The following is a 16354-nucleotide window of genomic DNA, read 5'->3' as shown; positions in this document are numbered from 1 at the left end:
CTAGGTCGTGTCTCCTTATTGCCGAAGCCATAGGGTGATCGCGCGGAGGACGATGCCTCCTCGGTAGACGGCGGCGAGCTTGTCGTAGCGAGTGGCGATGCCGCGCCATTGCTTGTGGTCGTTGAAGGACCGTTCGATCACGTTGCGCCGCTTGTAGGTCAGGGCGTCGAACTCGGGTGGGCGGCCTCCGGCGGCGCCACGCCGTCTGCGGTGAGCAATCTGGTCTGCGGGCTGTGGGATCACGGTCTTGATGCCCCGGGCTCGCAGTCTGGCTCGAATCGCTCGGGATGAGTAGGCCTTGTCGCCGATCAAGGCCTCGGGGCGAGTGCGCGGCCGACCTGGACCGAGCCGTTTGACGGCCAGGTGGGACAGCAGCGGCGCGAGCATGGGGGAGTCACCGGCCTGGCCGGGTGTGAGTGCGATGACCAGCGGGCGGCCGCGGCCGTCGACGAGCTGGTGGATCTTGGTCGACATCCCGCCCCGCGAGCGTCCCAGCGCATGATCAAGCGGCTCGGCGCGTAGATCCTTGTAGTTCGGCTCAGCCCCCTGTGGGCCGCCGACCTGCGGGATGTTCGACCCGTCGCAGGGTGACCGCGTGCTGGTGGGCGCGGTTGATGGTGGAGTCGACCGACACCGTCCAGTCCACCCCGCCGGCGGCGTCAGCCTCAGCGACCAGCCGAGCGTGGATCTTATCCCAGGTCCCATCGGTCGAGAACCGCTTGTGCCGCTTCCACAGCGTCTGCCACGGTCCGAACGACTCAGGCAGGTCCCGCCACGCGATCCCGGTCCGGAATCGGTAGACGATCCCCTCGACCACCTGCCGGTGATCCCTAAACGGCCTGCCTCGCTGGCCATCCGAGGACGGCATCAGCGGCTCAATCCGAGCCCATTGAGCGTCAGTAAGCACCGCAAACCGTGACATGCGATCAACAATCCCAGCTCACACCGCAGATCTTTAGGAGACACGCCCTAGCTCGCAGACATGGGACTGCTGCTGGTTGTGGTCGATCTACCGGCAACCGTGCGTCGCCGACATTCGGACCGCGCTGGGTGAGCAGACCGTCACGGTCCCGGGAACAGACGCGACTGGCACGGTCCTGCCGGGACTGGCCGACATCTTGAAGGCCGTGGTCCAACATCGCACACAGCTCGCTTAGCGAAGTCGAGGAGATGCTGGATGCGCACCCTTTTGCCCAGGCCTGACCTCGATGCCGCCACCGAAGCCAGGACCGCCGCCCACATCCTGCTCAAGAGCGTCTACGCCGGTACGAACGGGACGACCCCGGCGAACTCTGCCACGTAGATGTCAAGAAGACCCGGCCGGCCTCCGCGACGGTGGCGGCTGGCGGGTACGCTATGGACCCGCGTCGGCCACGACTACGTCACGCGGTCACTTCCTGGCCGAACAAGTCGCGCTGAAGTATCTCTACCTGGGCACTCGGACGCGGCAAGCCACGATGAGCGATGTGGTTGAAGCGATCACTTCGAGGATCGCATCGCCTCGGCTGTCAAACTCGCAGACGCCAAGCCGGATCCATCGTTGTCGGACAGTGCCGCTCGAGCAAACTAGGGATGGCCATCAAACCCGAGAACGTCCGGGTTGGTTCAACACAGTCGACGCAACACCTTGTTCGCGCCGCGTTATGCGGCTTGCGATTTGCCAATTGCATGAAGTGTGCCGCGCGCATGTCCCCGTCGTACTGCAGTTCGTCGGCGAGCCAGGCGTGTGACGAGCGCCAGAGACACGGGCTCCATCACAGCGACACTGGGTGCTGCACACACACCGTCTCTCAGAAAGCGTCGGCTCCCTGTTGACGGCGACCGTCCAGACACTTACTGTTTTTGAAACGCTCATTTCGAACCAGGACTGCCAGGTGTGCGAGTCAGAAAATGCGACGAGCCAGTGAGCTCGAGTATCGACAGCGGACGGCTAAGCGTCCGGGCTTGGGCAGCCTCACTTTCGCTGAATGGAGGTCGGGCGGTGTGACCGGACACATCATGGCGACGCAAACTAGCCCTACACTGAATCCCGTCGAGTGCGAGCCAGCTTCTTCGGCTGTCCAGCCTAATAACGACCTCTTGGTCGCGGAGCACGTCACGGTCGACTACACCTCTCGAGGGCGACGCGTTCGGGCGCTCGACGACGTGACTCTCCGAATCGCACCGGGTGAGGCGGTCGGACTCATTGGAGAGTCGGGTTCCGGAAAGACCACTTTGTCGCGCGCCCTACTGGGACTTGTAAAGCCGACTCGGGGAAACGTACGGTACCGAGGTCGTGATATCTACTCCCTGAAGGTAGCACAGCGGCATCGTCTCCTGGGGGGCGATACCGCCCTTATATTCCAGGATCCACGCAGCTCGTTAAATCCGAGGCTTTCAGTTGGCGCAGTGATACGAGATCCCCTGCAGGTACGACACATTGGCTCTCGACATGATCGAGAAGTGCGCGTCAACGCGCTTCTGCATGATGTTGGACTGCCCACGGAGCTGATAGATAGGCCTGTACGGGAACTCTCGGGCGGCCAGCTGCAGCGAGTCGCGATCGCTCGCGCACTAGCCGTCGAACCAAGTCTAGTTATTGCAGATGAGCCTACATCCGCCCTAGACGTGTCAATCCAAGCGCAAATCCTGAACCTTCTCAACAACCTGAAAAGATCGCGAGGAATTGCGCTTCTGGTCGTGTCACATGACATTCGCGCTATTAGGTTCTTATGCGACCGTACCGCCGTGATGAACCAAGGAAGTATAGTAGAGTCCTCAACCACTGATTCGATCTTCACGTGCCCCAAGGACGCGTACACAAGGCAGCTACTTGACGCCGCTCCCCGACTGAACTATAAGCACGGAACTGACGCTAAAAAATTCCTATAGTCATCAAATGGAAGTCTTATGACCGCGCGGTTGAGTGCGCCCGTGGGTGTCCATCCTGGTGCTCGTCGATCGCTGCGGCGACAACGGCGAGCAACGCGACGGAACCGAAGGCAACACTTACCCACGCGGCACTAGTATAGGGTCCCCATGCGTCGATGACTTTACCGCTGACCCAGGGGGCGAGCGCTATGCCACAATTGAATGCGGTTATACAGGTTGCACCAGCTAGCGTGGGAGCGCGGTCAGCCAGGGCAAATACACGAGTATTGAGTGCCGGGTTGGTAACAAATCCAAGGAAACCCATCAGGAAAACCAACAAAACCGAGATGGCCAGGTCAGTGGCTTTCGTTGCCAATAGCACGCAAACCAGGATCATCGCCGAAAGAGCACTGGCGAGCGTGAAGATCGGTCTCGTGTCTGCAAGCTTCCCCCCTATGAGCACTCCCGCCAAAGAACCAAGACCGAAAAGCGAAAGAACACCTGGTAGCCAACCATCTGGAAGCCCGGATACCTCGGTAAGTATCGGCGACAGGTAGCTGAAGGTTGCGATTGTGGTCGCGGCCGTCAGCACGATTATCGCGACAGCGAGCCAGAGCCTCGGGTTTCGATAGGCATCCAATTCAGTTCGCAGTCGAACCGTCATGTTCGACGTCCCCGACTCCGGGGGAACGAGTACAATCACACCGACAAGTGCAAGTACTGAGAGCAGGCCGACGCATAAAAAGGCCAGACGCCATCCACCGTGGCCGCCCACGAATGTGCCAGCAGGGACACCCAGTACGTTCGCAGTCGTGAGTCCACCTACGATAACGGCCATTGCCCTGCCGCGACGATGAGGCGGGACTAGCATGATCGCCGAGGCTGCTGCAACCGCCCAGAACCCGGCACAGCCCAGAGCGCTTAATACACGAGTCGCGAAGAGTACTTCGTATGTCGGCGCGACTGCCCCAACGAAATGGCTGGCCGCGAAGATGACCAACATGGCAATCATGATGAGCTTGCGAGATATCCGAAGTGTGGTCACAGCGACTAAGGGCGCACCTACGAGCATACCTCCCGCGAACGCGGACACGAGCAATCCGGCTTCCGCTATACTCACTCCAAGGTCCTCGGAAATCATCTTCAGCAGACCAGCGACCATGAACTCCGATGTGCCCAGAGAAAACACACTCAAGCCCAGAACGTATACAGCCAAGGGCACTGACTACTCCTCCCTGCCGCGGCTGTCTTCATTCTCAGAGATCCGGACATCAGGCTGACCTGAATACTCGGAGCGTTACCAGCAAACAGGTAGACGCTCTGCTCCGTAGATCATGTGTTGCCGCCTCAACGGGATCTCGGAAATTGGCACGGCGAGTTCGAGGGTGGGGAAGCGGCGAAGGAGGCGCGAGAACGCGATTCGCATCTCCAGGCGCGCCAGGTGCTGGCCGAGACATTGATGCAAGCCATAACCGAAACCGAGATGTCCGGCGGTGTTCCTTGATAGATCGACCCGGTTGGGCTCAGGGAAGCGAGCAGAGTCCCAGTTCGCCGCAGGCAGTGAGACGGTTACCGTATCGCCTGCCCGGATCAGCTCGCCGGCGAGCTCGATATCCTCGACCGCTGTTCTGGGGAGTCCGTACTGAACGATTGTCAGATACCGGAGCATCTCCTCGACAGCGCGGCCTGCGGAAGCTTCGCCTCCTCGCAGTGCTTCCGCGTATTCCGGGTGGAGCAGGAAGACCAGCGTGCCCAGCGCAAGCATGCTGGCCGTCGTGTCGTGGCCGGCGACGAGGATGAGCATGGCTATTCCGGCGACCTCGTCGTCGCTGAGGCCGTCTTCTCTCGCGAGGACAGTCAACAGGTCGTTCGACGGGTTCCGGCGTTTTTGTTCGATCAGTTCCTTCAAGCAACCCGACATCGCCGCCATGCCGCTCTTTATCTCGGCGGCGTCCGCCTCGAGGCTGTTCAGCAGCGACCCGTGCCGCTCGAAGAGCCCCCGATGCTCGCCAGGCACCCCTAGCAGAGCACAGATCACGTGCGATGGTACCGCCAGTGCGAACGTCGTGACGAAATCGGCAGGCGGCCCGGTTTCCGCCAGAACGCTCAAGCGGTTTTCGACAATCTGTTCGATAGTCGGCTGCAGCACGTTCATGCGGCGGACGGTAAAATGGCCCGTGAGCAGCCGTCGGTACTTGGTGTGTTCGGGTGGGTCCATGATGGCAAAGAACCCCGCGGGCGCGGGCTCCCCCCGCTCTACCTCGGCGATTCGCGTCGGATGCACCGCCGATCGGAGCAACTCGGAACGCGAGCTGAAACGCTGATCGCCCAGCACGAGCCGTGCCAGCTCGTAACTCGTCACAACCCAGCCGACGTGACCGTCGGGGTAGGTGAGCCGGCACAGCGGCTCCTCAACGCCGAGTCGCCGCAGTTCGGATGGTGGATCCAGCGGGTGCTCTCGCGCCGTCGGCAGCGCCTTCAACATGCGGTGGCTCCTCTCGCGTTCCGATCCAGGCCTGTGCGCGGTCAGCGTCCACCTGCGCCGGTACTCAACGCGGCGGCCTTGATCTGCCTCATCCTTCGCCTCGTGCTCACGACCGGGCAGGTGACGAGTTCCGCCGGGTCGGCCTGGTGATCTCGCGGCGGAAGCTGGCCCCTGGGAACCCTTTCCGCTCGGCGAGGATCGTGAGGGTCTCCCTTTGCCCAGAAAGGAGCCGTATGCGCAGGGTGTGTGTCTTCACCGGTTCCCGGTCCGACTACGGGCCGATGCGGTCCGTCATCGAGGCAATTCGCCTCGAAGGCGACATCGAACTCCGGATACTGGCCACCGGGGGTCACCTCGTCGACGAGCAGGGCTACACCGTCCGCCAGATCGAGGCCGACGGGTTCACCGTCGACGAGCACGTGGACATGGTGCTCGCCAGTGACTCGCCCACCGCCGTCGCGAAGTCGTTCGGACTGGGGGTCATCGGCTACGCCGACGCGCTCGACCGCATCGCGCCCGACATTCTCGTGCTGCCCGGCGACCGGTACGAGGCCCTCGCCGCCGCCGTCGCGGCCGCGTTGCGCCTGCTGCCCATCGCCCACGTCGGCGGCGGCGAGGCGACGAGCGGAGCCACCGACGAATCCGTGCGGCATGCCATCACCAAGCTGGCCCATCTGCATTTCACCTCGACCGAACGCTTTCGCGACAACGTCATCCAGATGGGCGAGAACCCCGCCCACGTGCACCTCACGGGCACCCCTGGGCTCGACACCGTCCGCACCGCGACCCTGCTCGATCGCTCCGCACTGGCGAGGGAGCTGGGCGTGGAGCTGCGCACCCCGACGATCGGCGTCACCTACCACCCGGCGACCGCGGATCCCGGCGGCAGCACGAGCGGCATCACCGGGCTTCTGGCCGCACTCGACGCGTTCCCCGAGGCCACCGTGGTGTTCACGGGCACCAATGTCGACCAGACGAGCAGCGGCGTCAGCAACGCGATCCACGCCTACGCCGCCCGCAGGCCGGGGCCGACCGCCGTGCTGCCCTCACTCGGCCAGGTCCGGTACCTGAGCCTCGTCCATCACGCGGACGTCGTGGTCGGCAACTCCTCCAGCGGCGTCATCGAGGTGCCCGCGATGCACACCCCGACCGTCAACATCGGCACCAGGCAGGACGGGCGGCCCCGCGCCGAGTCGGTGGTCGACTGTGGCGAGGACGCGAACCAGATCGAGCGGGCGATCCGCCACGCCCTGACGCCAGGGCACCAGCGCGTGGCGGCCGGGGCCCGCTCGCCCTACGGTGACGGGCACACCGCCGAGCGCATCGTCGCGGTGCTCAGGACCGTCGAGCTCGCGACACTGCCCCGCAAGCGCTTCTTCAGTTACCCGCTCGACGGAACCGACCCGGCGGGCGACGCGCTGAGCGCGGTCGTCAGCATCCCGTCCAGGTCCCACTTGGGCGCGTAGCCGAGCACGCGCCGCGCCTTGTCCGTCGACAACTCGAAGGCCAGCTTCACCGGCAGCCGGGCGACGACGGTGTCGGTGCGGAAGTGCCTGTTCAGCACCTCGGCGGCGGCGGCGAACGTCGTCGTGCCCGGACCGCCGATGTTGAAGGCCTCGCCCGCGGCGTCGGGATGCTCCATCGCGAGCAGCGTGCCGGCGACCACGTCACGCACGTCGGTCAGGTGGACCGCCCACGGCTCCCGGTCCGGTCCCGTGAGCACGACGGCCGGGTTGTCGTCGCGCGCCCCGGTCGCCGCGTCGAGCACGCCCACGGGGTCGTCGCCCGGCGAGAGGAACCCGCACAGGTTGCTCCGTTTGCCCGCCGCGACGTGCCCGGCGAGGAAGGCCCGCACCCACTCCAGCCGGAACAGACCGACGGTCTCGTGCGGCGCCACGACCGAGCCGTACCGCAGGATCGTGTACGGCAGCCCGTACAGGCGGTGGTAGTTGCGCACGAGCGTCTCGCCCAGCAGCTTGGACGTCCCGTAATAGTCACCGGGGACCTGCGGATCCTCCTCGGTGATTTGCCTCGTCCGCGGCCTGGCCGGCCCGTAGGTGTTGTCGGTGCTCGCATAGACGAACCTGCGCACCGGCGACGCCTGGCCCGCCGCGGCCTCGAGCAGCCGCAGGGTGCCGAGGACGTTCGTGTCGTAGTACTGGTCCACGGGGCTGTCGCCGATCACGATCTGCGCCGCGAGGTGCACCACCGTGTCCACGCCGCGCACGGCCCGCTCGATCGCGACCGCGTCCCCGAGCGACGCCTCGACAAGCTCGACCTTGCCCGCCAGATCGTCGTCCGGTGTCCGCCCGCCGGGACGCACCATTCCCCGCACGTCGTAGCCCGCGCGGATCAGCTCACCCGCGAACAACGAGCCGACCCTTCCGGCCACACCGGTCACCAATACGGTCATGTCGATTCACCCATCCGGTCTCACGGCGCGGCGGGCAGGATCCGGCGGAGCCGGTCGCACACCACGCGCTGGTCACTCTCGGCTAGTCCGGCGGAGCTCGGCAGGGAGAGCCCGCGCCGGTAGAGGTTGTCGGCCACGTGCCCGCCCAGCCGTTCCGTGTGGACGTAGGGCCTCTGCCGGTGCAGCGGCGGCCACACCCTGCGGGCCTGCACCCCCGCCGACGATGCCGCGTCCACGATGGAGTCCGGGTCCACGGCCTCGCCAAGGAGGACCGAGTACAGCCAGTACGACGGCCTGGCCCATTGGGCGCAGGGCGCAGGAGTGACGGCGAGACCGGTGAGCCAGCGCTCGTACCGTTGTGCGATGAGGCGCTTGGCCCGCATGATGTCGTCGATCCGTTCGATCTGCGCCACCCCGAGCGCCGCTCCGACGTTCGCGAGCCGGTAGTTGTAGCCGATCGTGTCGTGCAGGTACTGGTCGTCGGTGAGCTTCGCCTGGTTGATCAGGTGCCGAGCCCGGTCGGCCCGCGAACGGTCGCCGGTGACGATCATGCCGCCGCCACCGGTCGTGACGAGCTTGTTGCCGTTGAAGGAGAAGCAGCCGATGTCGCCCACCGTGCCGACCTGTGGGCCCGGCTTCCACGACGCGCCAAGGGACTCCGCGGCGTCCTCCACGATCGGGATGCCGAACCGGTTTCGCAGTTCCAGCAACGGTTCCACGTCGGCAGGGTGGCCGAGCACGTGGACGATCTCGATGACGTCCGGCAGGCGCCCGCCGTCCCTCGCCCTGCGGACCACCTCGTCGTGCAAGAGCTCGGTGTCCATGTTCCACGTGCGCGGTTCGCTGTCGACGAGCAGCAGGTCGGCTCCCGTGTAGCTGATGGCGTTGGCGGAGGCGATGAACGTGAAGTCGGACACCGCGACGAGCTTGCCGGGGCCCGCGCCCAGCAGCCGCAGCGCGACGTGCAGCGCCGCGGTGCCGCTCGCACAGGCCACCGCGTGCTCCGCGCCGAGCCGGGCCGCGAACTCGCACTCGAACCGGCCGACGAACGGGCCGGCGGACGACACGTACCCGCTCGTGACGCATTCCTGGAGGTAGCGGGCCTCGTTGCCGGCCAGCTCTGGTACCGCGAGCGGGATCACCTGTGGTACCTGCCCGCGCGTGCGGCGTCGACGCGCGGCGCCAGCCAGCGCGCCGTCTCGGCGAGCCCGTCGGCCAGCGACTTCGTCGCCTGCCAGTCGAGCTTCTCCTTGGCCAGGCTCGGCTCAGACAGCAGCACCTGAACCTCGCTGGCGTCGGGCCGCACGCGCTCGCGGTCGGTGACGACCTCGGCGTCCGCACCGGTGACCTCGCAGCACAGCTGGAACAACTCGCCGATCGACGCGGTCTGTCCTGTGCCGAGCTGCACGAGGGAGCCGGGTGGGAGGTCGCTGCAGCCCATGCGCACGAAGCCGTCGACCGTGTCGGTGACGAACGTCAGGTCCCGTCTCGGCGTGAGGCTGCCCAGCCGGACCGAGGTGGCGCCGGACAGCAGCTGCCCGAGGATCGTCGGGATCACGGCGCGCATCGACTGCCTCGGCCCGTAGGTGTTGAACGGGCGCAGCGTCGTCACGGGCGCTTCGAACGAGCGCGCGTACGCCTCGCACAGCTGATCCGCCGCGATCTTCGACGCGGCGTAAGGGGACTGCCCGCGCAGCGGGTGGGTCTCCCTGATGGGCACCGACTCCGGTGTTCCGTAGACCTCGCTGGTGGAGGTGTTGACCATGCGCACGCCGCCCGCGTCGCGCACGGCCTCCAGCATGTTGAGCGTCCCCGTGATGTTGGTGTCCACAAAGGATTCCGGGGCCTGGTAGCTGTACGGGATGGCGATCAGGGCGGCGAGGTGGAACACCACGTCCACGTCGGTGACGGCCTTGCGCACCGACCGGCCGTCGCGGATGTCGCCGAGCTGCACCTCGATGTCGGCGATCCGGTCGGTGCCGAGCTCGTCGAGCCAGCCGTAGGAGCCGTTCGAGTTGTAGACGCAGAACGCGCGTACGTCGGCCCCCTCCGCGATCAGCCGTTCGACGAGGTGACTGCCGATGAACCCGTCGGCTCCCGTCACCAGAACCTTCTTGCCAGCGAATCTGCTCACGACACTCCACCCATGAGAAAGCCTGCGTCTGCGGGGACACTCCAGTCTCACGACAGGTCGCCGCCCGGCCCCAGGAGTCGGCTTCCACTCCTGGACCCGGCGTGTGAATTCGCCGTCTTCCGGCCCCGCGCGCTCGCCGGAAGGCTCGTGGTCGTGCGTCAACTCGTGATACTGGGAGCCGGTGAGCTCGCGCGGCAGATCGCCGGGCTCGTCGAGGACATCAACCAAGACACCGACACCTACACGCTGGTCGGCGTGCTCGACCGGGACACCGACAAGGCCTCGGCCGACCTGCCCGTGCTCGGCGACGACGACCTGCTGGGCAGGCTCGACGCGGACTACGTCCTCGGCGTCGGTGCGCCGGACCTGCGCCGCAAGGTCGGGGAGAAGGCCGACGGCCTCGGCGCCACGGCGGCGAGCCTCGTCCATCCGCTGGCCCGCGTCGGCCGCGGCGCGACCGTGGGGCCGGGCGCGCTGCTGCTGGAGGGCACCCATGTGCTCTACGGCGCCACCGTGGGCAGGCACGCGCTCGTGAACGTCAGCTCCATCATCGGGCACGACTCCCACGTCGGCGACTACGTCACGCTGGCGACGAGCGCCACCGTGGGCGCCCGCGCGACGATCGGCGACGAGGTGATGCTCGGCATGGGCTCGATCGTCATGAACGACGCGAAGGTCGGTGACCGCTCCGTGGTGGGCGCCGGCGCCGTCGTGACCCGCGACGTCCCACCGGACACGTGCGTGGCCGGGGTCCCCGCCCGCCCGCTGCCCACCCGGTGACGAGACTGAGGAGACACCGATGAGCCAACGGTTGCTCGGCAAGACGGCGTTCGTGACCGGTGCCGCGGGCACGCTCGGGTCCGCCATCGCACGGGCGTTCGCCGACGAGGGGGTGCGCGCGCTCGTGCTCGCCGACCTGCGCGAGGACGGGCTGGCCGCCGTCGCCAAGGAGCTCGGCATCGAGACGGTGGTGGCCGCGCTGGACGTCACGGACGGGGACGCGTTCGACGACGTCGTCGCCGATGCCGTCGAGCGGTTCGGCACCCTGGACGTCCTCGTCAACAACGCGGGCAACGTCTCGCCCAACGCGCGCGTGCACAATCTGTCGACAAAGGACTTCGACGACTGCGTCGCGGTGAACCTGACCGGGACGTTCCACGGCGTGCGCGCGGGCGTGCGGGCCATGCGCGGGCACGGCAGGCTTTCCATCGTCAACACCGCGTCGGTCGCCGGGCTCACGGCGTGGCCTTACTGCGCGCCCTACAGCGCGGCGAAGGCCGCCGTCATCCACTTCACCAGGGTCGCCGCACTCGAGTACGTCAAGGAGGACATCCGGGTCAACTGCGTGTGCCCGGCCGCGTTTCCCTCGACGCTGACCAACGGCCTTCGAGAAGGCGCACTGGACGTACTCGCCACGCGGCATCCCGGCGGGTTCGGCACGGCTGAGGACCTCGTGGGCGCCGTCGTCTACCTCGCGGGTGACGAGGCGAGGTGGACGACCGGGCACGCACTCGTGGTCGACGGCGGCTACTCCCTTCCGTAGGGGGTAGCCGCCGCGAACCCGAGGAGCTACGGCCGGTGTCCGTGGAGCAGTTCCCGCGCGGTCACCATGTACTGGATGGTCGGCGGGCCCTCCTCGAGCCAGTTGAGCCGCGCGTCGCGGTACAGTCGCTCCACCGGCAGCTTGCGCGTGTACCCGATACCGCCGTGCACCAGCAGCGCGCGGTCGGTGACCCTGCCGACGGCCTCCAGCCCGAACTGTTTGACCATCGACGACTCCGCGGGGATGCGCTCACCCGCGTCCCACTTCGCCGCCGCGTCGGCGAGCATGCCGCGCAGCGCGTACACGTCGATCGCCATCTCGGCCAGGTACCGCTGCACCGCCTGCCGGTGGGCGATCGGCTTGCCGAAGGTGACGCGCGACTCCGCGTGCGCCACCGAGAGGTCCAGCGCCCGCTCCGCCGTCCCGAGCGAGCTCGCCGCGATGAAGACCCTGCTGATCTCCAGCGCCCGTTCGAGGTGCTCCTGGCCCTCGCCCTCGGCGCCGACCAGCGCCGAGCGCGGCACCGGCACGTTGTCGAACGTCAGCAGGCCGTGCTGGCCGCCCTTGCAGCCCATGGTCTCCGGCAGGGGCTCGATGGTCAGCCCCGGCGCGTCTCGTTCCACGAGCAGCGCCGAGACGGCAGCGGGGTCCGTCTTGGCGAACACGAGGAAATGGCTCGCCAGGTCGGAGTTGGTGATGAGCCACTTCCGCCCGTTGAGCACGTATCCCGAGCCGTCGGCCTTTGCCGTGGTGCCGAGGTCGGCACCGGTGCCGTGGTCCGGTTCGGTCAGCGCGAACGCCACGGAACGCTGTCCCGTCGCAGCGCCGGGCAGGATCGCCCGGCGCTGTTCCTCGTCGCCGATCTCGGACAGGGCGTGGGCGAAGGAGTTGTGCACGTGGACGATCACCCTGATGCCGCCCTGGATCTTGGCGAACTCGCCGATGATCGGCAGGTACTGCGCGATCGAGAGACCGCTGCCGCCGTAGGATCTCGGCACCAGCAGGCCGAAGGCACCGATCTCCCGCAGCACGGGCAGCACCGTCTCGTAGGGGATCCGCTCCTCGTTCTCGATCTGCTGCTCGAGCGGATCGAGGCGATCCCAGATCGCCGTGGTGACGTCCTTCCACAGTGCCGCGTACTCGTCTGCCGCCAGGCCTTCAGCCACGGTCCTTCTCCCCATTTCCTTCGTCACGCTCGTGCCCGGGACCCGGGCAGCCAGCGGATCGCCGTGCCACCCCAGGTCATGCCGCCGCCGAACGCCAGCAGCAGCGCGATGTCGCCGGGCGAGAGCCGCCCCGCGCGCACGGCGTCGTCCAGCGTGATCGGCACCGAGGCCGCGCCGGTGTTGCCGTACCTGTCGACGGTCAGGTGCAGCTGCCCGGGCGCGAGCCGCAGCGACTCCGCCCACTCGGCGAGCATCACGCCGTTGGCCTGGTGCGGAACGAGCAGCTCGACGTCCTCGAGCGTGAGGTCCGCGGACTTGAGCAGCTCGGCGACCGCCTCGGGCAGCACCTCGGCGGCGAGGTTGCGCACCTCGCGGCCGATCATCGTGAAGTAGTGCTCCCCGCCCGCCACGGTCTCGAAGCTCGGCGGTCTCCTGCTGCCGCCGCCGGGAATCTGCACCAGGTGGGCGAGCCTGCCGTCGGAGCCGATCGTGCTCGTGATGATCCCCTGGTGCTCGCCGCTCTTGGCCAGCACCACCGCACCGGCGCCGTCACCGAGCAGGCACGACGTGCGCCGGTCGTCGTAGTCGAGGAACCGCGAGTAGAGGTCGGCGCCGATCACCACGGCCACCCGCCGCTCGGGATCGGCGGTCAGCATCGCGTTGGCCGTCACGAGCCCGTAGACGAACCCGGTGCACACCGCGTCGATGTCGAACGCGGCCGCGTGGTGCGCGCCGATATTGGCCTGCACCTGACACGCGGTGGCCGGCATCGGCTGGTCCTTCGTGGACGTCGCGAGCACGATCAGGTCGACGTCGGCGGCGGGAATGCCCGCTGCCTCCAGCGCCCGTTCGGCGGCGTGGCTGCCCAGATCGGAGGTCGCCTCGTGCGCCGCGGCAACGCGCCGCTGGCGGATCCCGGTCTTGCGGAGCACCCACTCCTCACCCACTCCGAGCCGTTCCCCGAGCTCCGCGCTGGTGAGTACCCCATCCGGTAGGTATGAACCGGTGCCCAGGATGGCGGTGTTCATCGGTGATCGTGTTCCCTTCGTCGGTGTGCGCTTGGGTGTTTCACAGCTGGCCACGGGCGTGGGCGAGCTCGTTCGGCCGTCCGACGTCCTGCCAGGGCTCGTGCATGGGCCACAGGCCGACGGACCAGCCGGAGGCGAGGCAGTCGTCGAACAGCGCGGTGATCGGGAAGAGCTTGCCGCGTGGGATGCGGGTGATCAGTTTCGGCTCCAGCACGTAGATCCCGGCGTTGACCGCCCACGACGAAAGCGGCTTCTCCACCATCCGCAGCAGCCTGCCCGCCGAGGACTCCAGCACTCCGAACGGAACCTGGTGCTGGTACTCGGTGGCCGCGATGGTGGCGACGGCGTCACTGTCCACATGCGCGTCGAGCAGGTCGGTGACCGAGAACTCGGTGACGAGGTCACCGTTCATCACCAGAAACGGATCGGTCGGTTCGTAACCGAGGTCGTCGAGCAGCCGCAGAGAACCGCCGGTTCCGAGTGGCAGTTCCGGATCCTCGCGCAGGTACTCGATCTCACAGCCGAACTGCGTTCCGTCACCGAAATGCTCCTCGATCATCTTCCCTAGGTAGTTCACGGAGATGAAAACTCGGTTTATTCCGGAGCCAACGAGATGCAAAACCAGCCTTTCCAGAATGGGCCTTCCGGCCACCGGAAGCATCGGCTTCGGAATGTTGTCGGTGAGCGGCGCCAGGCGCGTTCCGCGGCCCCCCGCCATGATGACGGCCCAGTTCTTCAGCCGCGTGGTTCCGACCAGCTCGCGCTCGCGGTGCACGCCGACAACGCGCCCCTGCTCGTCGATGACCGGGATCTCCGACAGCCGCAGCGCGCGCATCAGGTCGAGCACTTCCGCCCTGCCAGTGCTGGGTTTCGTGGTCACGACCGACTTGTGAATGAGCGGGTAGGCGGGTGCCCCGAGCCCGGCGCCCTCGAGCAGGGCGCGGCGGATGTCCGCCTCGTCGATGGAGCCTACGAGCTGGCCCCTGCCATCCACGACGAATGCCTGCCGGGCACGCTGCTTGTCAATTGTGGAAAGCGCTGATCTGATCGACGCTTCCCTGCGGATCAGCAGGTCGGCAAATGGCATGTCTCTCTCCTCCACCCTGGAAACATCGGCAGACCGCCACGTCACCCAGCGTCGCGATCGATCGACTGGAGCGGCCAGGGGACGACTTCAGGCCAACGGCGGCTTGACATTCGCGAAGAATCCAGGGGGCCACAATCCACAGGTTCGCGAAACCGTCTTCAACCGGTCGCGAAACGGACAGACGGCGGCTCGGGAAACGGCTAGCGTCGAGTTGTCCCGAACCCCGAAGGAGCGGATCACGACCATGGAACACGTGTCCGACGAACCCATCTCACAGCTCATCCGGTCTGCCCGCAGGCACCGTCAGCTCAGCCAGTACACGCTCGCCCGCGAACTGGCGACGGTGGCAGGCAAGCCGACGGTGACGCGCGACCTGGTCGCTCGCTGGGAGCGCGGGCACCAGATTCCCCGGCACGGCTCGCGACAGTGGCTTTCGGTGGTCCTGCACATCCCCCAGGACCGGCTCGACGCCGCGGCCGCCGCGTCCCGGAGGCGGGCCAGGCTCGGACACGCCGTCGTGACGAGCAACGCTCCCGTCAAGCCTGGGCCGACGCGCCGCGCCCAGGGCACTCCCGCGCTGCTGCCGGTGTTCCGTTCACGTGTGCAGGCAGGCATTCTGGCCGCGACGCTGCTCAACCCCCACCGCTCGTTCAGCCTCTCCGAGCTCGCGGAGCACGCGGGCGGCTCGCTCGCCTCGGTGGACAAGGAGAGCCGGATGCTGGAGGTCGCGGGCATCCTCACCAACCGCGTCGACGGCACGATCCGGCTCATGCGCGCCGCGGACGACAACCCGATGATCGCCCCGCTGACCGAGCTCATCAAGGCGACCTACGGGGTGCCCCAGATCGTCGGCGAGGAGTTCGGCCGGATCCCCGGCGTAGCCAGGATCGTGCTCGGCGGCACGTGGGCGGAGCGGTTCGCGGGAATACCCGGCGCCCCGGCGGAAAGCCTCGAGATCCTGCTCGCGATCGCCCCCGGCCAGCCCGAGGACCACGACGCGATCGACGTGGCCGCACGGCGCACGCAGACCCGGCTCAAGTGCCACGTGCACGTCGCGACCCGGCCACTCGAGGCAAGGCTGGACTACCTCCAGATCCCCCGGCAGCGGCGCGGCCAGCCCGTGGTCGAGGTTGCTCCCGTCCGGCCGCGGCAGCGTCCGGCGACCGGGATGCCGTGGCCGGACGGCCGCGCGGCACTCGCCAAGATGATCGACTCAGGGCAGCTCGACCTCGTGAGCGGCCCCGCCGCGAACAGCCGTCCGTTCATGGACCTCGCGGGCCGACACCTCGACGCCGCCGAGCAGTTGCTCGACACCTCACCGCCGTCCGCGTTCCTGCTGCTGTCGCACGCGGCCCAGCTCGTCGCGTCGGGTCTGCTGGCGCACCAGGGACTGCGCCCCGCGGTCGGCGCGAACGACCACCTGACGGGCGACGCGGTGGCCGCCCAGTTCGGCCACCAGTTCTCGCAGGTGGAACTGCTGCGGCAGCGGTCGGTGGAGCTGAAGAACCCCACGAGTCGCGACAGCAGGGTCACCGGCGACGAGGTCAAGACCTATCTCACCACCGTGCGATCACTGCTGTCGGTCGCGCACAATGTCACGAGCACTCTCGGGACCTTCATCCAGCGTTAGCCGATCGAACTCGTGAAG

General features: G+C 67.2%; 15 protein-coding genes. 6 read left to right on the top strand and 9 right to left on the bottom strand.

All coding sequences use genetic code 11. From position 1 onward, the window contains the following. Positions 1–15: 15 nt before the first annotated feature. A protein-coding gene (locus DI005_RS24030; RefSeq protein ID WP_369973583.1) for an IS5 family transposase occupies positions 16–922 on the bottom strand; the annotation gives its coding sequence in 2 pieces (ribosomal slippage) (positions 16–553 and positions 552–922; 909 coding nt in all). A 255-nt stretch (positions 923–1177) separates the two neighbouring features. On the opposite strand from DI005_RS24030, the gene DI005_RS39520 reads away from it, so the two are divergent. Both DI005_RS39520 and DI005_RS39765 read left to right on the top strand, forming a co-directional pair. Further along, entirely contained in the window at positions 1178–1303 is a 126-nt protein-coding gene (locus tag DI005_RS39520; protein WP_255565749.1) for a hypothetical protein, read from the top strand. 587 nt (positions 1304–1890) lie between these two features. Then, positions 1891–2871: an ABC transporter ATP-binding protein gene (locus DI005_RS39765; RefSeq protein WP_113643622.1), complete on the top strand. Its 981-nt coding sequence runs from the start codon at positions 1891–1893 to the stop codon at positions 2869–2871. Between the two features lie 16 nt (positions 2872–2887). Here DI005_RS39765 and DI005_RS24020 read toward each other — a convergent pair whose 3' ends face one another. Both DI005_RS24020 and DI005_RS24015 read right to left on the bottom strand, forming a co-directional pair. Then, complete coding sequence (locus DI005_RS24020; RefSeq protein ID WP_113643621.1) at positions 2888–4072, bottom strand: Cmx/CmrA family chloramphenicol efflux MFS transporter; 1185 nt, start codon at positions 4070–4072, stop codon at positions 2888–2890. A gap of 75 nt (positions 4073–4147) precedes the next feature. Beyond that, entirely contained in the window at positions 4148–5335 is a 1188-nt protein-coding gene (locus DI005_RS24015) for a cytochrome P450 (protein ID WP_113643620.1), read from the bottom strand. A 233-nt stretch (positions 5336–5568) separates the two neighbouring features. On the opposite strand from DI005_RS24015, the gene neuC reads away from it, so the two are divergent. Continuing rightward, positions 5569–6801: a UDP-N-acetylglucosamine 2-epimerase gene (gene neuC / locus DI005_RS24010; RefSeq protein ID WP_112272388.1), complete on the top strand. Its 1233-nt coding sequence runs from the start codon at positions 5569–5571 to the stop codon at positions 6799–6801. Here neuC and DI005_RS24005 read toward each other — a convergent pair. Genes DI005_RS24005 through DI005_RS23995 form a run of 3 tightly spaced genes read right to left on the bottom strand, consistent with a single transcriptional unit; the run spans position 6717 to position 9882 of the window. Further along, the gene (locus DI005_RS24005; RefSeq protein ID WP_113643619.1) at positions 6717–7748 is read right to left on the bottom strand and encodes an NAD(P)-dependent oxidoreductase; all 1032 of its coding nucleotides are present in this window, start codon (positions 7746–7748) and stop codon (positions 6717–6719) included. The two genes, neuC and DI005_RS24005, sit on opposite strands and share 85 nt — an antisense overlap. Before the next feature lie 20 nt (positions 7749–7768). Beyond that, positions 7769–8890 carry a DegT/DnrJ/EryC1/StrS family aminotransferase gene (locus DI005_RS24000; RefSeq protein ID WP_113643618.1) on the bottom strand — a complete coding sequence of 374 codons (1122 nt, stop codon included), beginning with the start codon at positions 8888–8890 and terminating at the stop codon, positions 7769–7771. Next, positions 8887–9882 carry an SDR family NAD(P)-dependent oxidoreductase gene (locus DI005_RS23995; RefSeq protein ID WP_233520295.1) on the bottom strand — a complete coding sequence of 332 codons (996 nt, stop codon included), beginning with the start codon at positions 9880–9882 and terminating at the stop codon, positions 8887–8889. The genes DI005_RS24000 and DI005_RS23995 overlap by 4 nt, the downstream gene beginning before the upstream one ends. Positions 9883–10035: 153 nt before the next feature. Here DI005_RS23995 and DI005_RS23990 point away from each other — a divergent pair, with 153 nt between their 5' ends. Continuing rightward, on the top strand, positions 10036–10662 hold the full coding sequence (locus DI005_RS23990) for a NeuD/PglB/VioB family sugar acetyltransferase (RefSeq protein WP_158303176.1): 627 nt from the start codon (positions 10036–10038) through the stop codon (positions 10660–10662). A 19-nt stretch (positions 10663–10681) separates the two neighbouring features. Beyond that, entirely contained in the window at positions 10682–11425 is a 744-nt protein-coding gene (locus DI005_RS23985) for an SDR family NAD(P)-dependent oxidoreductase (RefSeq protein WP_112272395.1), read from the top strand. A gap of 26 nt (positions 11426–11451) precedes the next feature. Here DI005_RS23985 and DI005_RS23980 read toward each other — a convergent pair whose 3' ends face one another. From DI005_RS23980 to DI005_RS23970, 3 genes are read right to left on the bottom strand one after another with little or no spacing between them, the layout of a single operon-like run. Next, positions 11452–12591, bottom strand: coding sequence for an acyl-CoA dehydrogenase family protein (locus tag DI005_RS23980; RefSeq protein WP_233520294.1), 1140 nt, complete (start codon positions 12589–12591; stop codon positions 11452–11454). Between the two features lie 23 nt (positions 12592–12614). Then, positions 12615–13619 carry a 3-oxoacyl-ACP synthase III family protein gene (locus DI005_RS23975; RefSeq protein ID WP_113643615.1) on the bottom strand — a complete coding sequence of 335 codons (1005 nt, stop codon included), beginning with the start codon at positions 13617–13619 and terminating at the stop codon, positions 12615–12617. Between the two features lie 40 nt (positions 13620–13659). Beyond that, the gene (locus DI005_RS23970) at positions 13660–14706 is read right to left on the bottom strand and encodes a nucleotidyltransferase family protein (RefSeq protein ID WP_113643614.1); all 1047 of its coding nucleotides are present in this window, start codon (positions 14704–14706) and stop codon (positions 13660–13662) included. A gap of 244 nt (positions 14707–14950) precedes the next feature. Between DI005_RS23970 and DI005_RS23965 the strand changes: the two genes are divergently transcribed. Then, complete coding sequence (locus DI005_RS23965) at positions 14951–16336, top strand: hypothetical protein (protein WP_113643613.1); 1386 nt, start codon at positions 14951–14953, stop codon at positions 16334–16336. The last annotated feature ends 18 nt before the right edge of the window (positions 16337–16354 follow it).

Source organism: Prauserella sp. PE36, from assembly GCF_003311655.1.
GTDB classification, from domain to species: Bacteria; Actinomycetota; Actinomycetes; order Mycobacteriales; family Pseudonocardiaceae; genus Prauserella_A; species Prauserella_A endophytica.
The sequence above is the reverse complement of the archived record's forward strand: the minus strand, read 5'-3'. Positions and strand labels throughout refer to the sequence as shown.

Bases quoted from the DNA above. Each gene is read 5' to 3' on its own strand.
- DI005_RS24005 (WP_113643619.1), bottom strand. From the start codon at position 7,748: ATGACCGTATTGGTGACCGGTGTGGCCGGAAGGGTCGGCTCGTTGTTC.
- DI005_RS39520 (WP_255565749.1), top strand. From the start codon at position 1,178: ATGCGCACCCTTTTGCCCAGGCCTGACCTCGATGCCGCCACCGAAGCC.
- DI005_RS39765 (WP_113643622.1), top strand. From the start codon at position 1,891: ATGCGACGAGCCAGTGAGCTCGAGTATCGACAGCGGACGGCTAAGCGT.
- neuC (WP_112272388.1), top strand. From the start codon at position 5,569: ATGCGCAGGGTGTGTGTCTTCACCGGTTCCCGGTCCGACTACGGGCCG.
- DI005_RS23975 (WP_113643615.1), bottom strand. From the start codon at position 13,619: ATGAACACCGCCATCCTGGGCACCGGTTCATACCTACCGGATGGGGTA.
- DI005_RS23970 (WP_113643614.1), bottom strand. From the start codon at position 14,706: ATGCCATTTGCCGACCTGCTGATCCGCAGGGAAGCGTCGATCAGATCA.
- DI005_RS23965 (WP_113643613.1), top strand. From the start codon at position 14,951: ATGGAACACGTGTCCGACGAACCCATCTCACAGCTCATCCGGTCTGCC.
- DI005_RS23985 (WP_112272395.1), top strand. From the start codon at position 10,682: ATGAGCCAACGGTTGCTCGGCAAGACGGCGTTCGTGACCGGTGCCGCG.
- DI005_RS24015 (WP_113643620.1), bottom strand. From the start codon at position 5,335: ATGTTGAAGGCGCTGCCGACGGCGCGAGAGCACCCGCTGGATCCACCA.